Consider the following 26,104-nt stretch of genomic DNA (forward strand, 5'->3'; position numbering starts at 1 on the left):
CTCCTCGCTCTTGCGCGCTCGAACGTGTTGTGGCAAAACACCTTTGCGACACACGGCGTGCCTACTGGATTAGAGCCTGCCTGGTGCCTACCGTCCTGCCTAACGTCGGCGGTTGACATAACTCTCAATCTGGGGTTGAGGTTGAGAGTTGATCACCCACCGGCGGGCTGTACGGGCACAACGATCAGGAAGGCGGACTTCGATGACGCCCCCGCACAACTACCTTGCGGTGATCAAGGTGGTCGGCATCGGCGGTGGCGGCGTGAACGCCGTGAACCGCATGATCGAGGTCGGCCTCAAGGGTGTCGAGTTCATCGCGGTGAACACCGACGCCCAGGCACTGCTCATGTCCGACGCCGACGTCAAGCTCGACATCGGCCGCGAACTCACCCGGGGCCTCGGCGCGGGCGCCGCCCCCGAGGTCGGCCAGAAGGCCGCCGAAGACCACCGTGAAGAGATCGAAGAGGTCATCAAGGGCGCCGACATGGTGTTCGTGACGGCTGGCGAAGGCGGTGGCACCGGCACCGGTGGCGCCCCGGTCGTGGCGCAGATCGCCCGCAAGCTGGGCGCGCTGACCATCGGCGTCGTGACCCGCCCGTTCACCTTCGAGGGCAAGCGCCGCGGCAAGCAGGCCGAGGACGGCATCCAGTCGCTGCGCAACGAGTGCGACACCCTCATCGTGATCCCGAACGACCGGCTGCTGCAGCTCGGCGACATCGGCGTCTCGCTGATGGACGCGTTCCGCTCCGCGGACGAGGTGCTGCTGTCCGGTGTCCAGGGCATCACCGACCTGATCACCACGCCGGGCCTGATCAACCTGGACTTCGCCGACGTCAAGAGCGTCATGTCCGGCGCGGGCTCCGCCCTGATGGGGATAGGGAGCGCACGCGGTGAAGGCAGGGCCATCCAGGCCGCGGAGAAGGCGATCAACTCGCCGCTCCTCGAAGCCTCCATGGATGGTGCGCACGGCGCACTGCTTTCGATCGCGGGTGGTTCGGATCTGGGCCTGTTCGAGATCAACGAGGCCGCCTCACTGGTGCAGGAGTCCGCGCACCCGGACGCCAACATCATCTTCGGCACGATCATCGACGACTCGCTCGGCGACGAGGTCCGCGTCACGGTGATCGCGGCCGGGTTCGACGCGGGCGCGCCGACGCACAAGAAGCTCGACCCGTCGACGTTCGGCTCCGGCTCGCGCTCGGGCGGGACCACCGCGTCGGCCTCGGCCGGCCAGGTCTCGCACCCGCCGACGTCGTCGGGGGCCACCCCGGTGCCGTCGTCGGGCAGCTCCGGCTACCCGGTCGCGCCGCCGCGGTCGCACTCGCCGCTGCCGTCGGCCACGGGGAACCAGTCTTCGGGTGGGCTCCCGCAGCCGGGCGGCGGGTCGCGCGGCTACTCGCCGATCGGCTCGAACGCGACCCAGGGCAGCCTGCCCGGCCGCGCGATGCCGGTGCACGACGACCCGTCGGACGACGAGGTCGACGTGCCGCCGTTCATGCGGCGCTAGACACACCGCCGAAGGCCATCGCCCGCTGACTAGAGTCGGCGGGTGGTGGCCTTCAGTGACGTCAGGAGGATTCGTGCGGGTTCGGCGAGTGGTCACGACCAGGGCGGGCGGCGCGTCGCGGCCGCCGTACGACACGTTCAACCTGGGCGACCACGTCGGCGACGACGAGGGGAACGTCTACGCCAACCGCAAGCGCCTCGCGGCCGAGCTGGGCCTGGCCGAGGACAAGCTGGCCTGGATGGAGCAGGTCCACGGCCGGACGGCGACCACTGTGGACGGCTCCGAGACCCGCGCGGCCGAGGCGACCGACGCGCTCGTGACCGCGACGCCGGGTGTCGCGCTCGTCGTGCTGGTCGCCGACTGCGTCCCGCTCCTGCTGGCCGACGCCGAGGCCGGGGTGGTCTCGGCGGTGCACGCCGGGCGCGTCGGCGCGCGCGTCGGCGTCGTCCCGGCGGCGGTCGAGGCCATGCGGGCAGCCGGCGCCGAGGTGGGCCGCATCGAGGCGCTGCTCGGCCCGGCGATCTGCGGCGACTGCTACGAGGTCCCGGCCGCCATGGCCGCCGACGTCGAAAAGCACGTGCCCGGCAGCGCCTGCAAGACCCGCCAGGGCACCCCCGGGCTGGACCTGCGCGCGGGGCTGTGGCGGCAGCTCGCGGACCTGGGCGTCGGCAAGATCGGCGTCGACCCGCGGTGCACGAACGAGGACAAGACGCTCTTCAGCTACCGCCGCGACGGGACCACCGGGCGGATCGCCGGGATCACCTGGATCGAGGCATGACCGCCGACGCGCTCTTCTCCGTGGAGGCGGCATGAACGTGGAGGCGGCATGAACACCGTCGACCGCAAGGCCGAGCTGGCCGCGAACCTCGCCGAGGTCGAGGCGCGGATCGCCGCCGCGTGCCGCGCGGCCGGGCGGGCGCGGGACGAGGTCAAGCTGGTCGCGGTCACCAAGACGTTCCCCGCCTCGGACGCCGCGTTGCTGACCGACCTCGGGGTCGTCCACCTGGGGGAGAACCGCGACCAGGAGGCCGGGCCGAAGGCCGCCGAAGTCGCCGGGCTGCGGCCGGACGCGGCGCCGCACTGGCACCTGGTCGGCCGATTGCAGCGGAACAAGGCACGGTCGGTGGTCGAGTGGGCACAGGAAGTGCAGTCCCTGGACTCGGCCCGGCTGGCGGATGCGCTCGCGAAGGCGGTGCGTGCGGCTCGCGACGCCCAGATCCGTGACGAACCCCTCGACGTGCTGATCCAGGCCAGCCTCGACGACGACCCGGAACGCGGCGGCTGCCCGCTGGGCGAGCTCGCCGCGCTCGCCGAGCATGTCACTCACACGGGGGAACTGCGGCTTCGCGGCCTGATGGCCGTCGCGCCGCTCGGCGCCGATCCGGCGGCCGCCTTCGAACGCCTCGCCCGCGCGGGTGAGCGGCTCCGCGAAGATCACCCGAATGCCGCAGACGTCTCCGCCGGGATGAGCCATGATCTCGAGCAGGCGATCACGCACGGCTCGACGTGTGTGCGTGTCGGAACCGCGCTGCTCGGCGGACGCGGTTTAGCCTCGCCGTAGGGAGCTCGCGCGGTCGTCACGTTTAGTGGTCGCCCGGGCGGGGCACTGACGGCGTGGAGAAACGTTGGTGCGGGAGCGGCTAGGGCTAGGGAGAGGCATGAGCGCGCTGCAGAAGCTGAAGGCCTACTTCGGGATGGTGCCCGCTGACGACGACGGTTACGAAGTCGATGACGACTATCGGCGCGGCTACGACGACTACGACTCCTACGAGGAGCCGGCTCCGCGGTCGTCGCGCTCACGGTACCGCGAGGTCGAGGACACTTATGACGAGCCCGTCAGCCGCAGCCGGTCACGCTCCGTCGCCGGCTTGGAGCCTGCCGTCCACGGCGCGCTCGCGATGGATCGTCAGCCGGAGCCCGTGGCCCGCCTGCGACCGGTCACCGAGCCGGTCGTGCGGCAGCCGGTGCGTGACCCGTTGAGCCGGATCACCACGCTGCACCCGACCAGCTACGCGGAGGCGCGCGCGATCGGCGAGCACTACCGCGAGGGCATCCCGGTGATCATGAACCTCACCGAGATGGAGAACGCGGACGCCAAGCGGCTCGTCGACTTCGCCGCCGGGCTGGCGTTCGCGCTCCGCGGGTCGATGGACAAGGTCACCAACAAGGTGTTCCTTCTCTCACCGCCCGATGTGGACGTCACCGCGGAGGACCGCCGACGGATTGCCGAGGGCGGATTGTTCCTGCGCGGCTGAAGTCGCGCTTACCGCTGAGCGCAAGCAGACGTGATTTTGTCGACCCGATGCCGCGTCGACCCCCTCAACTGCGTCTTCGGCGAGGACGCCCGGTTAGAGTAGGTACGTGGAAGCTGTGTGGCTGGTCGTCTGGTACGTGCTGTTCGCCTTCTGGCTGCTGCTGACGGCGCGGATCGTGATCGAACTCGTCCGGACCTTCGCGCGTGAGTGGCATCCGGCCGGGGGGGTTGCGGTGACGCTCGAGACCATCTACACAGTGACGGACCCGCCGGTTCGTCTGTTCAGGCGAATCATTCCGATGGTTCGAATCGGCGGCGTCGGACTGGACTTGTCGATTATGGTGCTGCTGTTGGTTGTGTTCTTCGCGATGCAACTGGCGACTCCAAGTTGATCGGGGAAACTTGGGTGGACCCTGCAGGCCATGGAGTGCGTGAGGTGATCTGATGTCGTTGACCCCCGCTGACGTGCATAACGTTGCGTTCAGCAAGCCGCCCATCGGCAAGAGGGGCTACAACGAGGACGAGGTGGACGCGTTCCTCGACCTGGTGGAGACCGAGCTGGCGCGCTTGATCGAAGACAACAACGAGCTGCGCCAGCAGATGGAGCAGCTCGACGCCGAGCTCGAGTCGACTCGTGGCGAGCTCGACAACGCCAAATCCGCGCCCCCGATGCGGGAAGAGCCGTCCCGGCGCCTCGCGCCGGTGCCGCCGCCGCAGTCCGCCATGGAGCAGACCCAGGCGCACTCGATGGTCGGCGACAGCACGGAGCCGAACGTGCAGGCGGCCAAGGTCCTCGGGCTCGCCCAGGAGATGGCCGACCGGCTGACCGCCGAGGCGAAGACCGAGTCCGACGGGATGCTGGCCGAGGCCCGCACCAAGTCCGAGCAGCTGCTCTCGGACGCCCGGGCGAAGTCCGACTCGATGGTCAACGAGGCGCGCACCCGCGTCGACACGATGCTGAACGACGCGCGGACCCGGGCCGAGACGCTGGAGCGCCAGGCGCGCGACAAGGCGACGACGCTGGAGCGCGAGTCGCAGCGCAAGTACACCGAGACGATGAACAGCCTCAACGCCGAGAAGGGCGGGCTGGGCAAGAAGATCGAAGAGCTGCGCACGATCGAGCGGGAGTACCGCACGAGGTTGCGCGGGTTCCTCGAGTCCCAGCTGCGCGAGCTCGACGACCGGGGCTCCGCGGCCCCCGCGTCGGCGTCCTCGAACTCCGGGCAGTCGTCCGGTTCCTCGAGCGGCGGCCAGGGCTACTCGTTCGGCCCGCGGGCCGAAGCGGGCTGAGTTTCGTTCCGGGCCCTGCCTCGCCGGCACCAGCCGGCGGGGCGGGCCACGGTTCGGAGTCGATCCGGTACCGCACGTGGGCGGGTCGACGGACGATCTTGCCCCGTTCGTGCTGTAATTCAGCGTGCTTTACATCGTGCTGGTACTGGTACTGGCGGCTCTGGGGTTGCTCGTCACCGCGTTGATCACGGCTTCTTCGCTGTGGGCGTGGGTTTCCATCGGCCTCTCGGTGCTGGCCGGGCTGATCCTGGTCGCCGACTGGCTGCGCCGCCGGCGGCGCGCCACGGCACCCGCCGAGCCGGCACCCGAAGAGCCCGCCGCCGAAGAGCCCGTCTCCGAGGAGTCCCCGGCGGAAGAAAAACCGGCGGAAGAAAAACCGGCCGAAGAGGAGCAGACCGTCCTCATCCCGGCGGCCGGTGATCTGGGTGATCCGGCCGACACGCCCGAGCCCGACGAGCCGATGGCGGCGGAACCCGTCGCGGCCGCGGCCCCGGCCGAAACGAAGCCCGACCCCGAGACCGACCCGGGTGAGGAAGAGACCACGCCGGCCGACATCGCCGTCCTGGCCGACCTCGAAGACGAGGTCGTGGTCGTCGACGAACACCCGCGCTACCACTTGACGACGTGCGTCTGGCTCGGCACGCGCGACACGATCCCGATCGGCGTCGGCGAGGCCCGTCAGCTCGGCTTCACCCCGTGTGACCGCTGCACCCCGGACGCGATCCTGGTGGCCGCCCACCGCTGACGACCCGCCGTCAAGCGGCGAGGTCCGCCAAACCCAGGTGGGTGGCCAGCGCCCGCACCCCCGCCGGCGTCAGCTTCAGCGCGCGGTGAGCCCGCGCGCGCCGCTGGACCCAGCCCGCGTCCACGAACCGGGCCGCGACGGCCGCGCCCAGTGCGCCCGCCAGGTGGTGGCGCTGCTCGCTCCAGTCCAGGCAGAACTTCAGCAGCGGACGGCGTCCGGCCGCCGCCGCGTCCAGGTCCACGCCCAGCGAGGCGAACACCGAAGGCGCCGCCGGACCCAGCGTGTACGGGTGTTCGCGCAGCGGAGCCGAAATCCGGTCGCCCGGCCGCCGTCGCGTGTCGGACGCCCCGGCCAGCGCACCCCGCTCGAGCAGCGCCGACGTCACCGCGACCCCGAGCCGGCCCGCCAGGTGGTCGTAGCACGTCCGGGCCGTGCGCAACGCCTCCGCGCGTGTGCCCTCGCGCAGCGAGGACACCGGCTGCGCCGGCGAGAACCGCGCCAGCGTTTCCAGCAGCTCGGCGGTGTCCGGGCCGGCCAGCCGGTAGAACCGGTGCCGTCCCGATTTCTCGGCGACGACCAGGCCCGCCGCCCGCAGCTTCGCCAGGTGCGCGCTGACACCCTGCGCGGACAGCCGGGCTTCGGCCGCCAGCACGGACGCCGCCAGCGCCCGGCCGTCGGCGAGCGCGAGCAGCACGCGGACCCGCGCCGGGTCCGCGAACAGCGCCGCGGTGCGGGCGATGTCGGCGTCGCCTTCCATACCTCCAGGATGCGCCCGGCACACTTCCACCGCGACGGAAGCGTCCGCGCGGTCCACTGGGGACATGCGTTCCGCACTCCTCGTCACCATGTGCGCCGGGATGTTCCTCGTGCAGCTGGACGTCACGGTCGTCAACGTCGCCCTGCCCGCCATCGGCGCGGACCTGCACGGCGGCCTCGCGGCACTGCAGTGGGTGGTGGACGGCTACTCCGTCGTCCTGGCCGCGCTGCTGCTCACCGGCGGCGCGCTCGGCGACGTCTTCGGCCACCGCCGGGTCGTCCTCGCGGGCTTCGTCGTGTTCGGCGCGGCGTCGGCCGCGTGTGGGCTCGCCGGGGCGGCACCGTGGCTCGTCGCCGCCCGAGCCGGGCAGGGCCTGGGTGCCGCGTTGCTGCTGCCCGGCACGCTCGCCGTGATCACCAACGCCTACCCGGGACACGCGGAGCGCGCGCGGGCCCTCGGCAGCTGGGCCGGGGTGTCCGCGCTGGCGCTGGCGGCGGGCCCGGTGCTCGGCGGCGCCGTCGTGTCCGCGGCGGGCTGGCGGCCGGTGTTCTGGCTCAACGTCCCGATCGTGCTAGCGGCCGCCGTTGCGACCCGGCGGCTCGTACCGCGCGGCGACCGCGCGCCCGGCCGGCGGGTCGACGTCGCCGGGGTGGCGACCGCCGCGCCTGCCCTCGGCGCCGGCGTCTACGCGGTCATCGGCGGGAACGTGGTGGCCGCGGTGGTGGCGGTCGTTGCGCTGGCCGCCTTCCTGGCCGTCGAGCGCCGGTCCGCCGACCCGATGCTGCCGTTGGACGTCGCACGGCGGACGGCGGGCGCGAACTTCGTCGCCGTGGCGATGAACTTCGTCGGCATCGGCGCGATGCTCGTGCTGACGCTCTACCTTCAGGGCGTGCGCCACGCGTCGCCGTTGCGAGCCGGGCTCGAGGTGCTGCCGCTGTTCGGACCGCTCTCGGTGCTGGCGCCGATCGCGGGGCGGCTGACCGGCCGGTTCGGGCCGCGCCCGCTGATGGTCTCCGGACTCGCCCTGGGCGCGCTCGGCATGCTGAACCTGGTGCGGCTCACCGAAAACAGCGGTTACGCGGACCTCCTGCCGACGCTGCTCGGGCTCGGCGTCGGGATGGGCCTGCTGACGACGGCGGTGGTGACGGCCGCGGTCGGCGGCATCCCGCCCGAGCGCGCCGGCGTCGCCAGCGGCATCAACAACACCGCCCGCCAGGCCGGCGGCGCCCTCGGCGTCGCGGTGCTCGGCGCGGTCGCCGGCGAGCCGGGCGGCGGGTTCGTCACGGGCCTGCACGGGGCCGGGCTGATCGCGGCGGCGTTGTGGCTGGTGGCGATCGGCGTGACGCTGACCGGGGTACGTGCCCCTCGTGACAACCGGGTTGCGCGGGCCGGTTAACCTGGTACCAGCAAGGCGTCGATCCGGCCATCACCGGGGAGCCTCCGGAAGAACCGAGCGCCACGCTCTCAGTAGAACCGGACGGGTGCGGCCCGTGACAGCCGTCGAACGAGCGGCCCGGCAGCGTCACCGCCGGGCAAGCGGGGTGGTACCGCGGTGCGCCGCCAGGCGTTTCGTCCCCGTGTGGGTGACCGGGAGCCGGTCGTCCGTACGAGAGCGACGAACCGAGGAGCACCGGGATGTACCCCCAGGCCCACTTCGACGACAGCGCGGGCGTTCCGTCGCAGCCGTCCTTCCCCGCGCTGGAGAAGCAGGTCCTCGCCTACTGGGAGACGGACCGGACGTTCCAGGCGAGCATCGACGCGCGTCCCGCGGGCGAGCACGGCGACAACGAGTACGTCTTCTACGACGGCCCGCCGTTCGCCAACGGCCTGCCGCACTACGGCCACCTCCTCACCGGGTACGTCAAGGACCTGGTGCCGCGCTACCAGACGATGAAGGGCCGCAAAGTCGAGCGCCGCTTCGGCTGGGACACCCACGGCCTGCCCGCCGAGCTGGAAGCCATGCGCCAGCTCGGGATCACGGAGAAGGCCGAGATCGAAGAGATGGGCATCGCGAAGTTCAACGAGGCTTCGCGCGAGTCCGTCCTGCGCTACACGAGCGAGTGGCGCGAGTACGTCACCCGCCAGGCCCGCTGGGTCGACTTCGACAACGACTACAAGACGCTCGACGTCACCTACATGGAGTCGGTGCTCTGGGCGTTCAAGCGCCTGTGGGACAAGGGACTCGTCTACGAGGGCTACCGCGTCCTGCCCTACTGCTGGCGCGACGAGACGCCGCTGTCCAACCACGAGCTGCGGATGGACGACGACGTCTACCAGAACCGGCAGGACCCGGCCGTCACCGTCGGCTTCCGGTTGCAGGGCAACGACAACGACAGTGCCGAACTTGACGGCACCTACCTGCTGATCTGGACGACGACGCCGTGGACGCTGCCGTCGAACCTCGCCACCGCCGTGCACCCCGAAGTCCGGTACGTCGTCGTCGAGAGCGAGAACTTCCCCGGCAAGCGGTTCCTGCTCGCCGAAGCGCGCGTCGCCGCGTACGCGCGCGAACTCGGCGAAGAGCCGACGGTCGTCGCGCACTACACCGGCACGCAGCTGCTCGGAACCCGTTACGCGCCACCGTTCCCGTACTTCGTGGGCACGGAGAACGCGCACCGGGTGCTGGCCGCGGACTACGTCACGACCGAAGACGGCACCGGGGTCGTGCACATCGCGCCCGCCTACGGTGAAGAGGACAAGGTCGTCACCGACGCGGCCGGCATCACCCCGGTGACGCCGGTCGACGCGCAGGGCAAGTTCGACTCGACCGTGCCGGACTACACCGGCCAGCAGGTGTTCGACGCCAACCCGAACATCATCCGCGACCTGAAGAACGGCACGGGTTCCGCAGCCGAGCAGGGCGCGCTGCTGCTGCGCCACGAGACCTACGACCACCCGTACCCGCACTGCTGGCGCTGCCGCAACCCGTTGATCTACCGCGCGGTGTCGTCGTGGTTCGTCGCGGTGACGCAGTTCAAGGACCGGATGGTCGAGCTGAACCAGCAGATCACCTGGTACCCGGAGAACGTCAAGGACGGCCAGTTCGGCAAGTGGCTGGAGAACGCGCGGGACTGGTCGGTCTCGCGCAACCGCTACTTCGGCACACCGATCCCGGTGTGGCAGTCGGACGACCCGGCGTACCCGCGCACCGACGTCTACGGCTCGCTCGACGAGCTGGAGGCGGACTTCGGCGTGCGGCTGGACAACCTGCACCGGCCCTACATCGACGAGCTGACCCGGCCGAACCCGGACGACCCGACCGGGAACTCGACCATGCGCCGCGTCCCGGACGTCCTCGACGTCTGGTTCGACTCGGGCTCGATGCCGTATGCCCAGGTGCACTACCCGTTCGAGAACGCCGACTGGTTCGAGCACCACTACCCGAGCGACTTCATCGTCGAGTACATCGGGCAGACGCGCGGCTGGTTCTACCTGCTGCACGTGCTCGCGACGGCGCTGTTCGACCGGCCGGCGTTCCGCACCTGCGTCTCGCACGGCATCGTGCTGGGCTCCGATGGCGCGAAGATGTCCAAGTCGCTGCGCAACTACCCGGACGTCAACGAGGTCTTCGAGCGCGACGGCTCCGACGCCATGCGCTGGTACCTGATGGCGAGTCCGATCCTGCGCGGCGGCAACCTGGTCGTCACCGACAAGGGCATCCGCGACGCCGTCCGCCAGGCCGTGCTGCCGCTGTGGAACTCGTACTACTTCCTCGCGCTGTACGCGAACGCCGAGGGCGTCGAAGGCCAGTGGCGCACGGATTCGCCGAACGTACTGGACCGGTACGTCCTGGCGAAGACGCACGAGCTGGTCACCGACGTCGAGTACGCGATGGACCACTACGACGTCGCGGGCGCGTGCCAGACCGTGCGGGACTTCCTCGAGGTCCTCACGAACTGGTACGTCCGCCGCTCCCGGGACCGGTTCTGGGCCGGTGACCAGGACGCGATCGACACGCTGCACACCGTGCTGGAGGTGACGTCGCGGGTGGCGGCGCCGCTGCTGCCGCTGACCGCCGAGGTCGTCTGGCGCGGCCTCACCGGCGGCCGTTCGGTGCACCTGACCGACTGGCCGAACGCGAACGACCTGCCCGCGGACGCGGCGCTGGTCACCGCGATGGACCGGGTGCGGCAGGTGGCGTCGTCGGCGCTTTCGCTGCGCAAGGCGAACAAGCTGCGCGTGCGGCTGCCGCTGTCGTCGCTGGTCGTGGCGGCCGAGGACGCCGAGTCGCTGGCGCCCTTCGCCGACATCCTGCGCGACGAGGTGAACGTCAAGGCGGTCGAGCTGACCACCGACGTCGCCGCGCACGGCGGGTTCGAGGTCGCGGTGAACGCCCGCGCGGCCGGCCCGCGGCTGGGCAAGGACGTCCAGACCGTGATCAAGGCCGTCAAGGCGGGCGACTGGTCGTTCCAGGGCGGCGCCGTGGTCGCGGCCGGGATCGCGTTGCACGAAGGCGAGTTCGAGCGGCGGCTCGTCGCGAAGGGCGGCGGCGCGGCGGCGGAGCTGCCCGGCGGGTCCGGGCTGGTCCTCATCGACACCGAGGTGACTCCCGAGCTGGCGGCCGAAGGCCTGGTCCGCGACCTGGTCCGGGTCGTGCAGCAGGCGCGTCGCGACGCCGGGCTCGATGTCGCCGACCGGATCTCGCTGACCGTGGACGCACCTGCCGAGATCGTCGAGGCGGCTCGGACGCACGAGAAGTTCCTGGCGTCGGAGACGCTGGCGACGTCGGTGACCCACGCCCCGGTGGCCGACGGGTCCGCGGGCACGGTCGGCGACGGCACGAAGGTCACGGTCGCGGTCGCGAAGGCCTGATCGCCGGGGTGGCCGGTAGGGTGAGAACCCGACTGGCCACCCCGACGGTTCGGGGGCGGCTTCCTTGGGGGAGGGGATCGCGCAAATGAGTCCTGCCAAGAGACGCGGCGTCCTGATCGGCGGCGCGCTGCTCGTCGTCGCGGTCGTGGTGGCGGCGTTCTTCGTGCTGAACGGCGGCGGATCGACGCCGGAAGCCGAAGCCGGGGCGACGAGCGTCGAGAGCCCGGGCGCGATCGACCCGCATTCGGCGATCACCGAGTACCTGCAGGACCTGTCCGAGAACAACACCGACGCGGCGAGCCGGCTGACCGACGCCGCCCCGGCGGCCGCGGTGGCCCTGCGGGACGCGCGGAACACGCTGAACCCCTCTTCGCTGACGGCCAAGCTGACCGTCCTGCAGCCGACCCCGGCCGGGGCGACGCAGACCGGCGGGACGTTCAGCTTCGCGTGGACGCTGAAGCCGGGCAAGGTCTGGACCTACGACGTCACGTTCCAGCTGACCCAGGCCGGCGGGAAGTGGCTCGTGCACTGGGCGCCGTCGCTGCTGCACCCGAAGCTGGAGGCGGGGCAGCGGCTGGTGATCAGCACGGCCGTGCAGGACACGACGGCGGTGGCCGACCGCGACGGCAAGCCGCTGCTGATCAGCGGATCCGGTGGCCTGCGCGCGGTGGACGGCGATCCGGCGCCGCTGCTGCGTTCGGCGCTCACCGGGCAGGTCACCGCCGCGTCCGGGGGCGGCTTCGCCGTCGAGCGCGTCGACACCAGTGGGAAGAGCCTGGAGACGCTGTTCGGGAAGGCGTCGGCCGAAGGCGCGCCGGCTCTGGTGTCGAGCCTGAGCCTGGCCGCGCAGAACTCCGCGCAGGCCGCGGTGAACAGCTTCAAGGGCTCGGCCATGATGGTCGCGCTCGACGCCGGGTCGGGCGACATCCTGGCCGTGGCGCAGAACGCGGCCGCGGGGACCACGCCCAAGGCGCTCAACGGGCTGTACGAGCCCGGTTCGTCGTTCAAGATCGCGACGTCGGTCGCCGCGATCCAGCAGAGCGGCCTGACCGCGGGCTCGCCGGTCGACTGCCCCGGCGTCGCGACGATCGGCACGCGGACGGTCCGGAACGAAGGCTTCGAGCTGGGCGCGACGAACCTGCAGACGGCGTTCGCGCGGTCCTGCAACACGACGTTCGGCCAGCTCGCGCTGGACCTCCCGGCCGACGGGCTGGTGAAGGCCGCGAACGAGCTGGGCCTCAACGCCGACTACGAGATCCCGGGGATCAACACCGAGCTGGGCAAGGTCGAGCCCGCGGCGAGCAAGGACGAGCAGGTCGAAGACGGGTTCGGCCAGGGCCGCATCCAGGCCAGCTGCCTCGGCGGCGCGCTGGTGGCCGCGACGGTCGCGTCCGGCAAGGCGATCACGCCGCGGCTGTGGCACGAACTGGATACGCAGGTGGTGAAGGGCTACTCGCCGCCGCCCGCGGCGGTGCTCGGCCAGGTGCGGACGATGATGCGCGCGGTGGTGACCAGCGGAACGGGCCGCGCCGCGGCAGGCGCGGGCGCGGTGTTCGGCAAGACGGGCACGGCCCAGTTCGGCGACGGTTCGAACGCCACGGGCTGGTTCGTCGGTTACCGCGGCAACGTCGCGTTCGCGGTGGTCCTGGAGAACTCGAACGACTCGGGCCCCGCGGTCGCCCTCGCCGCCAAGTTCCTGAAGGCCCTCTGACCCAGCGGGTCGGCTCGCGTATCCAAAGGGTCGGCCCGTGAGCCGACCGTCCAGGTACGTGAGCCGATTGTGCGGGTACGTGAGCCGACCGTTCCGGTCGGAAGGTTCGGCGGCGGGCGAAGCGACGCCGCCGTACCGTGGGCGCATGGAGACGATCGCTCTCGCCGAGGTTGCCGCGGTGCTCGCCGACCCGAGCCGCGCCACCATGTGCCTCGGCCTGCTCGACGGGCGGGCCTGGACCGTCGGCGAGCTGGCCAAGGCGGCCGGGATCGCGCTCTCCACGGCCAGTGAGCACGTCACCCGGCTGGTCGACGCCGGGTTCGTCGTCCGGGTGAAGCAGGGCCGGGCCAGCTACGTCCGGATCGCCGACCCGCGCGTCGCCGAGCTGATCGAGCACCTCGCCCAGCACGCCGAGCACCGGCCGGTGAAGAGCCTGAAGGCGTCGCTGCGGGTGAAGCGCCTCGGCTTCGCGCGGACCTGCTACGACCACTTGGCCGGCGTGCTCGGCGTGGCCGTCCGCGACGGCATGCTCGCGACCGGGCTCGTCGACACGGCCGACGGGCTGACACTCACCGGCCGCGGCCGCGAAGTGCTGACCGGGCTCGGCGTGCCGCTCGCCGCCGGGCGGCGGCCGCTGCTGCGCGACTGTCTGGATTGGACGGAGCGGCGCGACCACCTCGCCGGCGCGCTGCCCGCCGCGCTGCTCGACCGGGCGGTCGACGCCGGCTGGGTCGCCCCCGACGGCCACCGCGCGGTGAAGGTGCATCCCAGCGCGGCCAAGCCGTTCGCCGCGCTCGGTGTCGATCTCGACGCCCTGAGTACGCCTTAACACACCGGGTGCCCGACTCCGGTCGGCGGTACACGAACGAGTTAACCCGACCGCTTCACTATTCTGAGTGCCCACGGCACTCGGAGGGAGGCGGCATGGACCAGCTTCCCGTGCTGCTCGGCGTCGGCGGTGTCGTGCTGCTCGCCTCCGTGCTCGCCGTGCGCGTCTCCATCCGGCTCGGCCTGCCGTCGCTGCTGCTGTACCTCGGGATCGGCGTGGTGCTCGGCGAAGCCGGCTTCGGCATCCGGTTCGACAACCCCGAGCTGACCCAGTCGCTCGGCCTCGCCGCCCTCGTCATGATCCTCGCCGAAGGCGGGCTGACGGCGCGGTGGTCGGCCGTGAAACCTTCGCTGGGCCTCGGAATCGCACTGTCCACAGTGGCCGTGGCGGTCAGCGTCGCGGTCACCGGCGCGGCCCTGCACTTCCTGCTGGGCCTCGACTGGCGGTTCGCGCTGCTGTGGGGCGCGGTGCTCGCCTCGACCGACGCGGCGGCGGTGTTCTCCGTGCTGCGCACGGCCGGGATCGGCAAACGCCTGGTCGGCGCGCTGGAGCTGGAGTCCGGCATCAACGACGCGCCGGCGTACATCGCGGTCGTCGTGCTCGCCCAAGGCACCACAGTGGACTGGACGCTGCCGCTGCTGGTGGTCTACGAGCTGGGGGCGGGCCTGGCGATCGGCCTCGCGTTCGGCTGGCTCGGCGGCGTCGCGCTGCGCCGGGCCGCGCTGCCGGCGACCGGCCTGTACCCGCTCGCGACGGTCGCGGTGTGCGTCGTGGCGTACTCGTCCGGGCAGCTGGCGCACGCGTCCGGGCTGCTCGCCACCTACGTCGCCGCGCTGGTGCTGGGCAATTCGCGGCTGCCGCACCGCTCGGACACGCTCTCGTTCGCCGAAGGGCTCGGCTGGCTGGCGCAGATCGGGCTGTTCGTGCTGCTCGGGTTGTTCGCCTCGCCGAGCCGGCTGTTCGAGACGATCGTGCCGGGCCTGGTCGCGGGCGCCGTCGTGCTGCTGCTCGCGCGGCCGATCTCGGTGGTGCTCTCGGTGCTGCCGTTCCGGTTGCCGTGGCGGGAACAGGCGTTCCTGTCGTGGGCCGGGCTGCGCGGCGCGGTGCCGATCGTGCTCGCGATGATCCCGCTCTCGGAAGGGCTCCCGGGCGCGCAACGGCTGGTCGACGCGGTGTTCGTGCTGGTCATCGTGCTGACGCTGGTGCAGGGCGCGACCCTCGGGCCGCTCGGGCGCAAGCTCGGGCTGGCCAGGAAGTCCGAGCCGCACGAGATCGAGGTCGACTCCGCGCCGCTGGACGAGCTGGGCGCCGAGCTGCTGCAGGTCCGCATCCAGCCGGGCTCGAAGCTGCACGGCGTGTACCTCTCGGAGCTGCGGCTGCCGGTCGGCGCGACGGTCAGCCTGGTCGTGCGCGAAGGCGCGGGCTTCACGCCGCAGAAGACCAGCCGGCTCCAGGAGCACGACCAGCTGCTGGTGGTCACGACGAGCGGCGTCCGCGACGACGTCGAACGCCGGCTCCGCGCGGTGGACCGGGCCGGGCGCCTCGCCCGGTGGCTGGGCGAATCGGGTCGCTAACCCGTTCGTGGTCGTGACCGATCGGACGACTTGCCCGCCGCCGATCTCCTCGTTGTCCGATCGTTGTCCGGTTCTTGTGCTGACCTCGTGATCTTCTTCCACGAGGGTGAGCTTTACTCCGCAAGATCTTCCCGATGATCCAACCTTTGGCCTACTGTGCGCTCGATCCGGTTAGTTCGAATGGGTGAGCGTTAGGTCAAAGGAGTACGCACGGTGACGAAACTGCATGGTCGTGGGGCGGTCCTGATCGCCGCGATGTCCGCGGTCCTCGGGCTGGCCGCCGCGCCGGCCGCGACCGCCGAAGTGGGTCCGTTCCCGGCGCTCGCCCTGCCGTTCAAGGCGGGTCAGCAGGTGTACTCGGCCGGCATCCACTCCGACGACGGCAGCACCGGCGTCAAGAACGCGATCGACTTCAGCCCGGCCGACCGCACCGTGCGCGCGCCGCTGGCCGGCACCGTGCACCTGCAGCACTGCGCGGGCGGCGACTGGGTGACCATCGACCACGCCGGCGGCTGGCGGACCGGGTACTACCACCTGGAGGGCATCAAGGTCACCGACGGTGAGCACGTCGAGGCCGGCGCCGAACTCGGCTCGACCGGCAACGCGCTCCCGTGCGGCGGCAGCAGCACCGGCGCCCACGTCCACTTCACGCTCTGGACCCTGCCGGACGCCCCGGCGGCGAACTGGGACGGCAAGTCGTACGCGGAGGTCTCGACCGCGGTCGCGGCGGCCAGCGGCGAGCCGGTCGACGGGAAGACCCTCGGCGGCTGGCGCTTCACCGCGGGAGCCGAGCAGTACACGGGCACCGCGACGCACCTCGCCGACAACGCGGTGACGCAGCTGCCGGGACGCTTCCGCGCCAACCCCTGACGGCCTTCACGCTGTGTGAGCGGCGTCTCAGATCGTGCGGCGGGGTTGGCCGCCGGCCGCGTTTTCGGTTACCTTCTGGCTCAGGTCATGAGTGCCAGCGCGAAGCCCCGGCTTGCTGGCCGGCAACCCTCCTACCGCGGTGGGGTGCCCCGGGTGAAGACCGGGCCGGTCGCGTCGTGCGACGGGCAAGCGCGGGCCCCTCGCCGGGGTCCCCCGGACCGCCGAGGAGGCACCGATGACTCTCGCCATCGACCGCACCAGCACGATCACCACCCTGGCCGAAGCCGGCCCACGCGTGCCGGAAACCGTCGCCGAGCCCGCTCCGACCGCACTCGGCGCCACCCCGGAAACCGTTGCCCCGCACCACATCCCGACCGTCGCCGGTGCGTCGCTGCGCGTCCCGCTCGTCACCGGTGAGACCGTCGGCTACGCCAACCTCGACCACGCCGCGAGCGCCCCGTGCCTCGACGCCGTCCGCACCAAGGTCGACGAGTTCCTGCCCTGGTACGCCAGCGTCCACCGCGGCGCCGGCTTCGCGTCGCAGGTCTCCACCAAGCTCTACGAGCGCACCCGCGACGTCCTGCGCCGCTTCGTCGACGCCCGCCGGACCGACACCGTCGTGTTCACCCGCAACACCACCGATTCCTTCAACCTGCTCGCCCGCAGCCTGCCCCGGCACACCACGGTGATCGTGTTCGACACCGAGCACCACGCCGCGCTGCTTCCGTGGCCGGGCCCGAACGTCCGCCGGATCCCGACCCCGCGGACGCGCCTCGCTGCAGTGTCCGCTGTGGACGAAGCGCTCGCGGATTCCCCGCAGGGACCGCGATTGGTCGTCGTCACCGGAGCGTCCAATGTGACCGGTGAACTGCTCCCGGTGGCGGAGATCGCCGCCGTGGCGCGCAAGCACGGCGCCCGCGTCGCGCTCGACGCCGCCCAGCTGGCGCCGCACCGCCGGATCTCGATCAAGGAGCTGGACGTCGACTACGTCGCGGTGTCCGGCCACAAGCTGTACGCGCCTTTCGGTGCCGGCGCGCTGATCGGCCGCGCCGACTGGCTGCGCGCCGCCCGGCCGTACCTCGCCGGCGGCGGCGCGACGAAGCTCGTCACCGAGGACGCGGTGGTCTGGAACACCGGCCCCGAGCGGCACGAAGCCGGCTCGCCCAACACCGTCGGCGTGTACGCGCTCGGCGTCGCGTGCGAGACCCTCGGCGAGCACTGGGACGCCGTGGTGGCGCACGAGCGGGCGCTGCTCACCCGGCTGCGCAAGGGACTCGAGGGCATCCCGGGCTGCGCCGAGCTGCGGCTGTTCGACGCAGCCGTCGACCGCGTCGGCACGGTCAGCTTCGTCGTCGACGGCTTCGACCCGGGTTGGCTGGCCGCGGTTCTTTCGGCCGAGTACGGCATCGGCGTGCGCGACGGCGCCTTCTGCGCCCACATCGCGGCCAAGCGCCTCATCGGCGTCACCGGCGGCACCGGGCAGCAGGCGGTCCGCGTCAGCCTCGGCTTGGGCAGCACCGAAGAGCACGTCGACCGCGTGGTGCTGGCATTGCGCCAGATCGTCGCGCGCGGCGCTCGCTGGGAGTACGCGAAGGCGGACGGCCGCTGGGCGCCCGTCGGCGACCCGCGTGAGCTGCCGCCGTTCTGCTGAGCACCAGCCTGGGCCGAGGGGGAGAGGGCAGCGTTTCCGGTTTCCGCTGGCACTGCTCGGGTTGGCGCAGATCGTCACGGCCGCCGCGGTTGACGTCGTTCCGTCGGCGACGCTGGGTCGGCACGCCGGCGGCCGTTCCGCTGCTGGACCTGGCCGGCGCGCTCCGGTTCCGGCTGTCCGGTGACGTGCGCGGCGCGCTCGTCGCGGCGCTGGGCCTGCTGCGTACGAGCGCAGCTGGCTCCTGGTGGCCACCGGCGTGTTCGTCCTGGTCACGGGCGTGTTCCTGCCGCCGACGGCGGGCGCGCTCGTGGCGGCGGGCGTGCTGTTCGCGGCCGCCGACGCGGCCTGACCAGTGCCGTGGACAATGGAGCGGTGAGCACCGAGCCCAGCCACTCCGAACCCGACACCGAATCCGACGCTGCCGCCGCCGAGGTGGCGCCCGAGACCGTGCAGGAGACGCCGGAAGCCCCGGCGGAGCCGCTGCCGAAGCGCCGCGTGGGCTGGGTGTTCGCCGTCGCGGTCGTGTTCTGGGCGATCGACCTGGTGACGAAGAACCTGGTCGCGGCCAACCTCGAGGGCAAGGAGCCGGTCCGGGTCCTCGGCGGGCTGATCTACCTGCAGGTGATCCGCAACCCGGGTGCCGCGTTCTCGATGGCGACCGGCATGACGTGGGTGCTCGCGCTGGTCGCGCTGGCCGTCGTCATCGCGATCGTCTGGCTGTCGCGGCGGCTGCGCTCGATCGGCTGGGCCATCGGCCTCGGCCTGGTCCTGGCCGGCGCGCTCGGCAACCTGACCGACCGCATCTTCCGCGCGCCCGGCGGGCTGCAGGGCCACGTCGTCGACTTCATCTCCGCGTTCGCCCCGAACGGCAAGGGCTTCGCGATCTTCAACATCGCCGACTCGGCGATCTGCGTCGGCGGCGCGCTGATCGTGCTGCTGTCCCTGCTGGGCAAGGACTACGACGGCACGTCGACCAAGGACAAGAAGAAGGTCGCCGAGCAGGAGGAGCAGGCGTGAGCTCGCGGATGCTCCCGGTGCCCGACGGGCTCGACGGGATGCGGGTCGACGCCGGCCTCGCGAAGCTGCTCGGCCTTTCCCGCACGGTCGTGGCCGAGCTGGCCGAATCCGGCGACGTCCTGCTCGACGGCCGTCCCGCGGGCAAGTCCGACCGGCTCTCCGGCGGCGGCCTGCTGGAGATCACGCTGCCGGAGCCGGCGAACCCGGTCGAGGTCGTCGCCGAGCCGGTCGAGGGCATGAAGATCCTGCACGACGACGACGACATCGTGGTGATCTCCAAGCCGGTCGGCGTCGCGGTGCACCCGAGCCCGGGCTGGACCGGCCCGACGGTCGTCGGCGGCCTCGCCGCGGCCGGCCTGCGCATCGCGACGTCGGGCGCGGCCGAGCGCCAGGGCGTGGTGCACCGGCTCGACGCGGGCACGACCGGCGTGATGGTGGTGGCCAAGAGCGAGCACGCGTACACGGTGCTCAAGCGCGCGTTCAAGGAACGTACGGTCGACAAGGGCTACCACGCGATCGTCCAGGGCCACCCGGACCCGATGCGCGGCACGATCGACGCCCCGATCGACCGCCACCCGCGCCACGACTACAAGTTCGCGGTCGTCCAGGGCGGCCGCCCGAGCGTGACGCACTACGAGGTCGTCGAGGCGTTCCGCGCGGCGTCGCTGGCGCACATCAAGCTCGAAACCGGGCGGACGCACCAGATCCGCGTGCACTTCTCGGCCCTGAAGCACCCCTGCGTTGGCGACCTGACCTACGGCGCGGACCCGGTCCTGGCCCGCCACCTCGGCCTGAGCCGCCAGTGGCTGCACGCGAAGACGCTGGCGTTCGCCCACCCGGCGGACGGCCGCTGGGTCGAGTTCGAGTCGGAGTACCCGGACGACCTGGCGAAGGCGTTGAAGATCCTGCAGGACGAAAGCTACTAGTCCTCGATCGACCAGGTCAGCGTGCGCTCGTCCGGTTCCGGCCGCGGGCTCCAGCGGACCGAGACCACCCGCGTCGCGTCCGGCAGGACGTACACCGTGTGGCCGCCCAGGGTCTCGCCCGGCTGGACGCCGATCTTGTGCGGCGGCCGGGACGTCAGCGACACCGGCGCCTTGCCGATCGCGGTGCCGTCGGCGGCGAGCAGCTCGAGGTAGTTGTCGGGCAGCGACGCGAACGGGATCGGCCCGCGGTTGGTGATCTCGGTGTGCACGACCACCGCGCGCTCGCCCGCTTCCAGCCGGTAGCCCGCCGCGCCGAACAGGTAGTCCGCCGGGTCCTGGACCTCGAGGAGCTGCACCGAAAGCTGCTCTCCCTCCAGGCCCTGGGTCTCCAGGACCTCACCGATGCGGCCCCGCCTGCCCGTCCCGGCCGGCCGGGCGGGTTCGTCGCCGCGGGCCCACGACGCGGTCTGCGGCAGGCCCCACGTGCTCACGGCCGGGTCGAGCGGCACCGGCGGCGCGAACTGCTGGGGCGGCCGCTGCTGCGGCGGGCGGGGCGGCGGGCCCGGGTACCGCCCGGACGGCGTCCCCTGGACGGCGTGCGGCCCCGAGGGCGCGCTTGGGACGTGGTGGGGACCGGACGGCACGCCCTGGACGTTGTACGGCCCGGACGGCACACCCTGCGGGCCGGACGGCGGCATCGGCGGCTGCTGCGGCACCGGCTGCGACGGCGGGAACTGCTGCGGCGGCCGGTTCGCCCACGACGGCGGTGAGCCCGCGATCGCCGCCCGCAGCCCCTGCGGGTCGCTCTCGACGCCGACGAGCAGCGGCAGCCCGCTGCCGGAGAGCGCCACGAGCCGGTAGGCGACCTCACGCGGGTCCATGCCGACCTTCGCCGCCAGCTCGTGCACCGCGGCCTTGCCGAGGTCGGCGAGCGCGGCGAGCAGGCGGGTATCCACGGGATCGGTCACGGCCACCCGCTGAACGCTACCGCCTGGCCGGAGCGCCCGCGCCGACCCCGTCGGCCGCTCACCGTTCTTGTCGGTGATCTCCGTTAGGGTCGGCCGGGAGCACACCGTCGAAGCTGGGGGTCCTGCCATGACCGCGGTCACCGAACTCGCCGACGAGTTCGTCGAAGCGCTGTTCGCCGCCGATCCGCTGACGCCGGCCCTGCTGGGCATCCGCCCGGCCGAGCCCGGCCTGCCGGACCTGTCCGCGGAAGCCGAGCAGGCGCACCGGGCGCGGCTCGCGGCGTTCGCCGAGCGCGCCCGCGCGCTGGACACCGCCGGGCTGTCGGCCGAAGACCGCGTCACCCGCGAGGTCCTGATCGCCACGGCGGAAGACCGCGTCGCGTCGATCGACAGCCGGATGGCGGAGTTCACGGTCACCGACGTCATGGTCGCGCCGGCGGCGACGCTGCTCATCGCCCTGCCGATGACGACGGTGACCGCGGGCGAAGCCGCGGAGGCCCAGCTCGGGCGGCTGGCCGCGGTTCCGGAGTACCTGCGCCAGGCCGCCGGGCGGCACGCCGAGGGCATCGCCGCCGGGCGCGTCCCGGTGGCGCACCTGGTCGAGGCCGCGATCGCGCACCTCGACCGCTACCTGGCCGACCCGGACGCGGACCCGCTGCGCCGCCAGCCCGCGCCGGACGAGGACTTCGCCCGCCGGCGCGACGAGCTGCTGGCCGACGTCGTGCGCCCGGCCTTCGCCGAGTACCGCGACTTCCTCGCCACCGAGGTGAAGCCGCACGGGCGTCCGGCCGACCGGCCCGGCCTGAAGTGGCTGCCCGGCGGCGAAGAGACGTACGCGCGGCTCGCGAAGGTGCACACGACCACCGACCGCACCCCGGCGGAGCTGCACCGGACGGGGCTCGACATCATCGACGCGCTGGCTGCCGAGTACCGCGAGCTGGGGAAGAAGGTGTTCGGCACCGACGACCTGGCGGAGATCTTCCGGCGGCTGCGCACCGACCCGGCCCTGCGGTGGACCAGCGCCGAAGAGCTGCTGGACACCGCACGGACCGCCGTCGCCCGCGCGACCGCCGAAGCCCCGAAGTGGTTCGGGACCGTGCCGTCGCAGCCCTGCCGGGTCGAAGCGGTGCCCGAGGAAGCCGCGCCCGGCGCGCCCCCAGCGTACTACCTGCGTCCGGCCGCCGACGGCTCCCGGCCCGGCATCTACTTCGCGAACACCCACGAAGCCACCGAGCGGTTCCGGCACTCGGCCGAGTCCGTCGCGTTCCACGAAGCGGTGCCGGGGCACCACTTCCAGCTGAGCGTCGCGATGGGGCTGACCGAGCTGCCGCTGCTGCGCCGCATCGGCTCCTTCACGGCCTACACCGAGGGCTGGGGCCTCTACAGCGAGCGCCTCGCCGAGGAGATGGGCCTCTACTCCGACGACGTCGCGCGGCTCGGCATGCTGACCGCCGACTCGATGCGGGCGGGCCGCCTGGTCGTCGACACCGGCCTGCACGCGCTGGGCTGGAGCCGTCAGGAAGCCGTCGACTACCTGGCCGAGCACACGCCGATGGCGCGCGTCGAGATCGAGGCCGAGACCGACCGCTACATCGCGTGGCCGGGCCAGGCGCTGGCGTACATGGTGGGGCGCCTGGAAATCCAGCGGATCCGCGCCGGCGCCGAGGAACGGCTCGGGTCCCGGTTCGACGTCCGCGCGTTCCACGACCTCGTGCTCGCCGGGGGCGCGCTGCCGCTGTCGGCGCTCGCCTCCACCGTCGACGACTGGGTGGCCGGGCACGGTGACACGGTCAACGGCCTGGCCGCCGAGCTCGTCGAGCTGACCTTCGAGCAGGAACCGCTGTTCCCGTCGGTCTTCGGCCTGCCCGGCGACCACGACCGGCTCGCCGACCAGAGCCGGGCGGCGCAGGAGCGGTTCCGGGCCGCCTACCGGGAGCTCGCCGCCCGCGCCCGGGCGCTGCCCGGCGACGGGCTGAGCGCCGAAGAGGCCGTGACGCGCGAGGTCGTCATCGCCGCCGCCGAGGTCGAGGCCGACAAGCTCGGGGCCCGCAGCGCCGACATCGCGGTCAGCGACGGCCTGACCGCGCCCGCGCTGGGGCTGCTGCTGTACCTGCCGTACTACAAGCTCGACGACGAGAAGAAGGCCCGCGGGTTCCTCGCCCGGCTCGGCGCGATCGGCACGTTCCTCGAGACGCTGACCGAGCGCCAGCGGGAGAGCCTGGCCGACGGACTGGTGCCGCCGGCCTACCTCGCACGTGTCGGCATCGAATACATCGACCGCTATCTCGCCGCGCCGGACAGCGACCCGCTGAAGGTGGGCACGACGGCGGCCGTCGAGGGCTTCGAAGCCGAACGCGACCGGCTGCTCGCCGAGGTCGTCCACCCGGCGTACGCCCGCTACCGCGACTTCCTGCGCGCCGAGGTCGAGCCGGTCGGCCGGCCCGACACCGCACCCGGCATCGGCCACGTCCCCGGCGGCGCGCAGCGGTACGCCGCGCTCATCCGCGCGGAGACGACGACCGAGCGCACGGCCCAGGACCTGCACGACACCGGGCTGGCGATCATCGAGCAGCTCGCGGGGGAGTACCGCGAACTGGGGCAGCAGGTCTTCGGCACCACCGACCTCGCCGAGATCTTCGAGCGCCTGCGCACCGACCCGGCGCTGCGCTGGCGCGACGGCGAAGAGCTGCTGTCCGCGGCCCGGGACGCCATCGCGCGCGCGGAAGCGGTTGCCCCGCAGTGGTTCTCGCGCATCCCGGCCGAGAAGTGCGAGGTCGCGCCGGTGCCCGAGGCCGACGCGGCGAGCGGCACGATCGCGTACTACCTGCAGCCGTCGCTCGACGGTTCGCGGCCGGGCACCTACTACGCCAACACCTACGAAGCCGACAAGCGACCGCGGTTCACCAGCGAGGCGATCGCGTTCCACGAAGCGGTGCCGGGCCACCACTTCCAGCTCAGCCTGGCCCAGGAGCTGAGCGACCTGCCGCTGCTGCGGCGGATCGGGATGTTCAACGCCTACGCGGAGGGCTGGGGGCTCTACGCCGAGCGGCTGGCCGACGAGATGGGCCTGTACTCCGACGACGTCGCGCGGCTGGGCATGCTGACGCAGGACTCGATGCGCGCGGGCCGGCTCGTCGTCGACACCGGGATGCACGCGCTGGGCTGGAGCCGGCAGCGGGCGATCGACTTCCTCGTCGACCACACGCCGATGGCGCGGATGGAGATCGAGGCGGAGATCGACCGGTACGCCGGGTGGCCGGCCCAGGCCCTCGGGTACATGGTGGGGCGGCTGGAGATCCAGCGGCTGCGCGCCGAGGCCGAGGCGGCGCTGGGCGAGCGCTTCGACATCCGCGACTTCCACGAAGTCGTGCTGGGCCACGGCATGCTGCCGCTCCCGGCGCTGGCCAAGGTCGTCTCGGACTGGGTCGCGAGCCGGACCGACACCCCCGAGTCGCTCGCGGACAAGTGCCTGGAGCTGATGTTCGAAGCCCAGCCGCTGTTCCGGTCGCTCTACGGCCTGCCCGGCGCGCACGACCGGCTCGCCGACCAGTCCGCGGAAGCAGCCGTCCGCCGGCGCGCCGGGTTCGCCGACGTCATCACGCGCGCCGAGGCGCTCGACCCGGCTTCGCTGACGCCGGCCGCGCGCGTGACCCGCGACGTCGTGATCTGGCAGGCGCGCACGCTGATCGACGTGCTCGACTCCCGCCGCGCCGACATCGCGGTGAGCGACGGGCTGGCCGCGCCGGCGCTCGAGCTGCTGATGCTGCTGCCGCAGACGGTGATCGACGACGAGGCCAAGGCCCGCGGCTACCTGAGCCGGCTCGGGGCGATCGGCACGTACCTGGACCAGCTGATCGAGCGGCAGCGAGCCGCGCTCGCCGAAGGACTCACGCCGCCGGAGTTCCTGGCGCGCATCGGGGTCGGGTACGTCGAGCGCTACCTCGCAGCGCCGGACGGCGACCCGTTGAAGGTGCCGGTCCACGGGCTCGAGGCCGAGCGTGACCGGTTGCTGGCCGACGTCGTGCGGCCCGCGTACGCGCGGTACCGCGACTTCCTGGCCGGCGAGGTGGTCCCGGCGGGGCGGCCGGAGACGTCGCCGGGCATCGGCGACCTGCCGGGCGGCCCGGAGCGCTACGCGGCGCTGATCCGCGCCGAGACGACGACCGAGCGCACGCCGCAGGACCTGCACGACACCGGCACGGCGATCATCGAGCGGCTGGCGGGGGAGTACCGCGAGCTGGGGCAGCGGGTGTTCGGCACGACCGACCTCGCGGAGATCTTCGAACGGATCCGCACGGACCCGGCGTTGCGCTGGCGCGACGGCGAGGAGCTGCTGAACGCCGCGCGGCGGACGATCGCCCGGGCGGAAGCCGTTGCGCCCCAGTGGTTCTCGCGCGTTCCGGAGCAGCACTGCGAGGTCGCCCCGGTACCCGACGCGGAGGCCGAAAGCGGGTCGATCGCGTACTACATCGACCCGTCGCTCGACGGTTCGCGGCCGGGCACGTACTACGCCAACACGCACGAGGCGGACCAGCGGCAGCGGACACTGGGCGAGTCGGTCGCGTTCCACGAAGCCGTACCCGGGCACCACTTCCAGCTGACGCTCGCGCAGCAGCTCGAAGACGTCCCGATGCTGCGGCGGATCTGCCTGTTCAACGCCTACGTCGAGGGCTGGGGGCTGTACGCGGAGCGGCTCGCGGACGAGATGGGGCTGTATTCGGACGACGTCTCGCGGCTCGGCCTGCTGACGCAGGATTCGATGCGCGCGGCGCGGCTGGTGGTGGACACCGGGCTGCACGCGCTCGGCTGGAGCCGCCAACGCGCGGTGGACTACCTGCGCGACAACACGCCGATGGCGCAGCTCGAGATCGAGGCGGAGATCGACCGCTACGCGGGTCACCCCGCGCAGGCGCTCGGTTACATGGTGGGCCGCCTGGAGATCGAGCGCCTGCGCGCCGACGCTGAGCGGGCGCTGGGCGAGCGGTTCGACATCCGCGAGTTCCACGACACGGTGCTGGGCAGCGGAACCCTCCCGCTCCCGGTGCTGGCGGACGTGGTGGCCGACTGGGTGGCGGCCCGCGCCGCCGGAGACGGCGAATGACGCCCGGCCGAAAACACCGTGTCGACCCGCCAATCACGCGTGTCGACCTCGCGAGCACGCGTGCGGTGACCTGGCCCGGCCCGGACCACGAG

Annotated in this window: 19 protein-coding genes and 1 riboswitch; of the genes, 17 read left to right on the top strand and 2 right to left on the bottom strand. The window is 72.3% G+C overall.

The window, feature by feature from the left end:
- Positions 1-202 precede the first annotated feature (202 nt).
- The 7 genes from ftsZ to OG738_RS26030 all read left to right on the top strand — a co-directional run bounded on the left by ftsZ (position 203) and on the right by OG738_RS26030 (position 5,796).
- Positions 203-1,507 (top strand): cell division protein FtsZ, encoded by a 1,305-nt coding sequence (gene ftsZ, locus OG738_RS26000; RefSeq protein ID WP_329044773.1) that lies wholly within the window; start codon positions 203-205, stop codon positions 1,505-1,507.
- Between the two features lie 73 nt (positions 1,508-1,580).
- Positions 1,581-2,285 (top strand): peptidoglycan editing factor PgeF, encoded by a 705-nt coding sequence (pgeF, locus tag OG738_RS26005; RefSeq protein ID WP_329044774.1) that lies wholly within the window; start codon positions 1,581-1,583, stop codon positions 2,283-2,285.
- Between the two features lie 48 nt (positions 2,286-2,333).
- Positions 2,334-3,068 (top strand): YggS family pyridoxal phosphate-dependent enzyme, encoded by a 735-nt coding sequence (locus OG738_RS26010; RefSeq protein ID WP_329044775.1) that lies wholly within the window; start codon positions 2,334-2,336, stop codon positions 3,066-3,068.
- 97 nt (positions 3,069-3,165) lie between these two features.
- Entirely contained in the window at positions 3,166-3,762 is a 597-nt protein-coding gene (locus OG738_RS26015; RefSeq protein ID WP_329044777.1) for a cell division protein SepF, read from the top strand.
- A gap of 115 nt (positions 3,763-3,877) precedes the next feature.
- Positions 3,878-4,153, top strand: a complete 276-nt coding sequence (locus OG738_RS26020) for a YggT family protein (RefSeq protein WP_072477845.1) — start codon at positions 3,878-3,880, stop codon at positions 4,151-4,153.
- Positions 4,154-4,205: 52 nt separating this feature from the next.
- Positions 4,206-5,051, top strand: coding sequence for a DivIVA-like cell division protein Wag31 (gene wag31, locus OG738_RS26025; RefSeq protein WP_329044779.1), 846 nt, complete (start codon positions 4,206-4,208; stop codon positions 5,049-5,051).
- Positions 5,052-5,175: 124 nt separating this feature from the next.
- On the top strand, positions 5,176-5,796 hold the full coding sequence (locus OG738_RS26030; protein WP_329044781.1) for a hypothetical protein: 621 nt from the start codon (positions 5,176-5,178) through the stop codon (positions 5,794-5,796).
- 10 nt (positions 5,797-5,806) lie between these two features.
- Here the strand turns inward: OG738_RS26030 and OG738_RS26035 are convergent, their stop codons facing one another.
- Positions 5,807-6,553 (bottom strand): ArsR/SmtB family transcription factor, encoded by a 747-nt coding sequence (locus OG738_RS26035; RefSeq protein WP_329044783.1) that lies wholly within the window; start codon positions 6,551-6,553, stop codon positions 5,807-5,809.
- Positions 6,554-6,617: 64 nt separating this feature from the next.
- On the opposite strand from OG738_RS26035, the gene OG738_RS26040 reads away from it, so the two are divergent.
- The 9 genes from OG738_RS26040 to OG738_RS26080 all read left to right on the top strand — a co-directional run bounded on the left by OG738_RS26040 (position 6,618) and on the right by OG738_RS26080 (position 19,943).
- A complete protein-coding gene (locus tag OG738_RS26040; RefSeq protein ID WP_329044784.1) occupies positions 6,618-7,949 on the top strand; it encodes an MFS transporter in 1,332 nt (443 codons plus the stop codon).
- 239 nt (positions 7,950-8,188) lie between these two features.
- The gene (gene ileS, locus OG738_RS26045) at positions 8,189-11,365 is read left to right on the top strand and encodes an isoleucine--tRNA ligase (protein WP_329044785.1); all 3,177 of its coding nucleotides are present in this window, start codon (positions 8,189-8,191) and stop codon (positions 11,363-11,365) included.
- Between the two features lie 85 nt (positions 11,366-11,450).
- Positions 11,451-13,076: a penicillin-binding transpeptidase domain-containing protein gene (locus OG738_RS26050; protein ID WP_329044786.1), complete on the top strand. Its 1,626-nt coding sequence runs from the start codon at positions 11,451-11,453 to the stop codon at positions 13,074-13,076.
- 145 nt (positions 13,077-13,221) lie between these two features.
- A complete protein-coding gene (locus OG738_RS26055) occupies positions 13,222-13,905 on the top strand; it encodes an ArsR/SmtB family transcription factor (RefSeq protein WP_329044787.1) in 684 nt (227 codons plus the stop codon).
- A 95-nt stretch (positions 13,906-14,000) separates the two neighbouring features.
- Positions 14,001-15,479, top strand: a complete 1,479-nt coding sequence (locus OG738_RS26060; RefSeq protein ID WP_329044788.1) for a potassium/proton antiporter — start codon at positions 14,001-14,003, stop codon at positions 15,477-15,479.
- 213 nt (positions 15,480-15,692) lie between these two features.
- The gene (locus OG738_RS26065) at positions 15,693-16,349 is read left to right on the top strand and encodes a M23 family metallopeptidase (protein ID WP_329044789.1); all 657 of its coding nucleotides are present in this window, start codon (positions 15,693-15,695) and stop codon (positions 16,347-16,349) included.
- 83 nt (positions 16,350-16,432) lie between these two features.
- A riboswitch (SAM riboswitch) is annotated at positions 16,433-16,547 on the top strand.
- 37 nt (positions 16,548-16,584) lie between these two features.
- A complete protein-coding gene (locus OG738_RS26070; RefSeq protein ID WP_329044791.1) occupies positions 16,585-18,000 on the top strand; it encodes an aminotransferase class V-fold PLP-dependent enzyme in 1,416 nt (471 codons plus the stop codon).
- Between the two features lie 432 nt (positions 18,001-18,432).
- Positions 18,433-19,017 (top strand): signal peptidase II, encoded by a 585-nt coding sequence (gene lspA, locus OG738_RS26075; RefSeq protein ID WP_442875954.1) that lies wholly within the window; start codon positions 18,433-18,435, stop codon positions 19,015-19,017.
- The gene (locus OG738_RS26080; RefSeq protein WP_329044793.1) at positions 19,014-19,943 is read left to right on the top strand and encodes an RluA family pseudouridine synthase; all 930 of its coding nucleotides are present in this window, start codon (positions 19,014-19,016) and stop codon (positions 19,941-19,943) included. Before lspA ends, OG738_RS26080 begins: the two co-directional genes overlap by 4 nt.
- On the opposite strand, the gene OG738_RS26085 is transcribed toward OG738_RS26080, so the two are convergent.
- Entirely contained in the window at positions 19,940-20,917 is a 978-nt protein-coding gene (locus OG738_RS26085; protein WP_329044795.1) for an AsnC family protein, read from the bottom strand. The genes OG738_RS26080 and OG738_RS26085 overlap by 4 nt on opposite strands.
- Before the next feature lie 121 nt (positions 20,918-21,038).
- Here OG738_RS26085 and OG738_RS26090 point away from each other — a divergent pair, with 121 nt between their 5' ends.
- Positions 21,039-26,012 carry a DUF885 domain-containing protein gene (locus tag OG738_RS26090; RefSeq protein WP_329044796.1) on the top strand — a complete coding sequence of 1,658 codons (4,974 nt, stop codon included), beginning with the start codon at positions 21,039-21,041 and terminating at the stop codon, positions 26,010-26,012.
- The last annotated feature ends 92 nt before the right edge of the window (positions 26,013-26,104 follow it).

This window comes from Amycolatopsis sp. NBC_01488 (assembly GCF_036227105.1).
In the GTDB taxonomy this organism is placed as follows: Bacteria; Actinomycetota; Actinomycetes; order Mycobacteriales; family Pseudonocardiaceae; genus Amycolatopsis.

What these genes read in the sequence shown, in the direction of transcription:
- ftsZ (WP_329044773.1), top strand. Translation starts at nt 203, where the DNA reads ATGACGCCCCCGCACAACTACCTTGCGGTGATCAAGGTGGTCGGCATC.
- OG738_RS26010 (WP_329044775.1), top strand. Translation starts at nt 2,334, where the DNA reads ATGAACACCGTCGACCGCAAGGCCGAGCTGGCCGCGAACCTCGCCGAG.
- OG738_RS26015 (WP_329044777.1), top strand. Translation starts at nt 3,166, where the DNA reads ATGAGCGCGCTGCAGAAGCTGAAGGCCTACTTCGGGATGGTGCCCGCT.
- wag31 (WP_329044779.1), top strand. Translation starts at nt 4,206, where the DNA reads ATGTCGTTGACCCCCGCTGACGTGCATAACGTTGCGTTCAGCAAGCCG.
- OG738_RS26035 (WP_329044783.1), bottom strand. Translation starts at nt 6,553, where the DNA reads ATGGAAGGCGACGCCGACATCGCCCGCACCGCGGCGCTGTTCGCGGAC.
- OG738_RS26040 (WP_329044784.1), top strand. Translation starts at nt 6,618, where the DNA reads ATGCGTTCCGCACTCCTCGTCACCATGTGCGCCGGGATGTTCCTCGTG.
- ileS (WP_329044785.1), top strand. Translation starts at nt 8,189, where the DNA reads ATGTACCCCCAGGCCCACTTCGACGACAGCGCGGGCGTTCCGTCGCAG.
- OG738_RS26050 (WP_329044786.1), top strand. Translation starts at nt 11,451, where the DNA reads ATGAGTCCTGCCAAGAGACGCGGCGTCCTGATCGGCGGCGCGCTGCTC.
- OG738_RS26055 (WP_329044787.1), top strand. Translation starts at nt 13,222, where the DNA reads ATGGAGACGATCGCTCTCGCCGAGGTTGCCGCGGTGCTCGCCGACCCG.
- OG738_RS26060 (WP_329044788.1), top strand. Translation starts at nt 14,001, where the DNA reads ATGGACCAGCTTCCCGTGCTGCTCGGCGTCGGCGGTGTCGTGCTGCTC.
- OG738_RS26070 (WP_329044791.1), top strand. Translation starts at nt 16,585, where the DNA reads ATGACTCTCGCCATCGACCGCACCAGCACGATCACCACCCTGGCCGAA.
- OG738_RS26090 (WP_329044796.1), top strand. Translation starts at nt 21,039, where the DNA reads ATGACCGCGGTCACCGAACTCGCCGACGAGTTCGTCGAAGCGCTGTTC.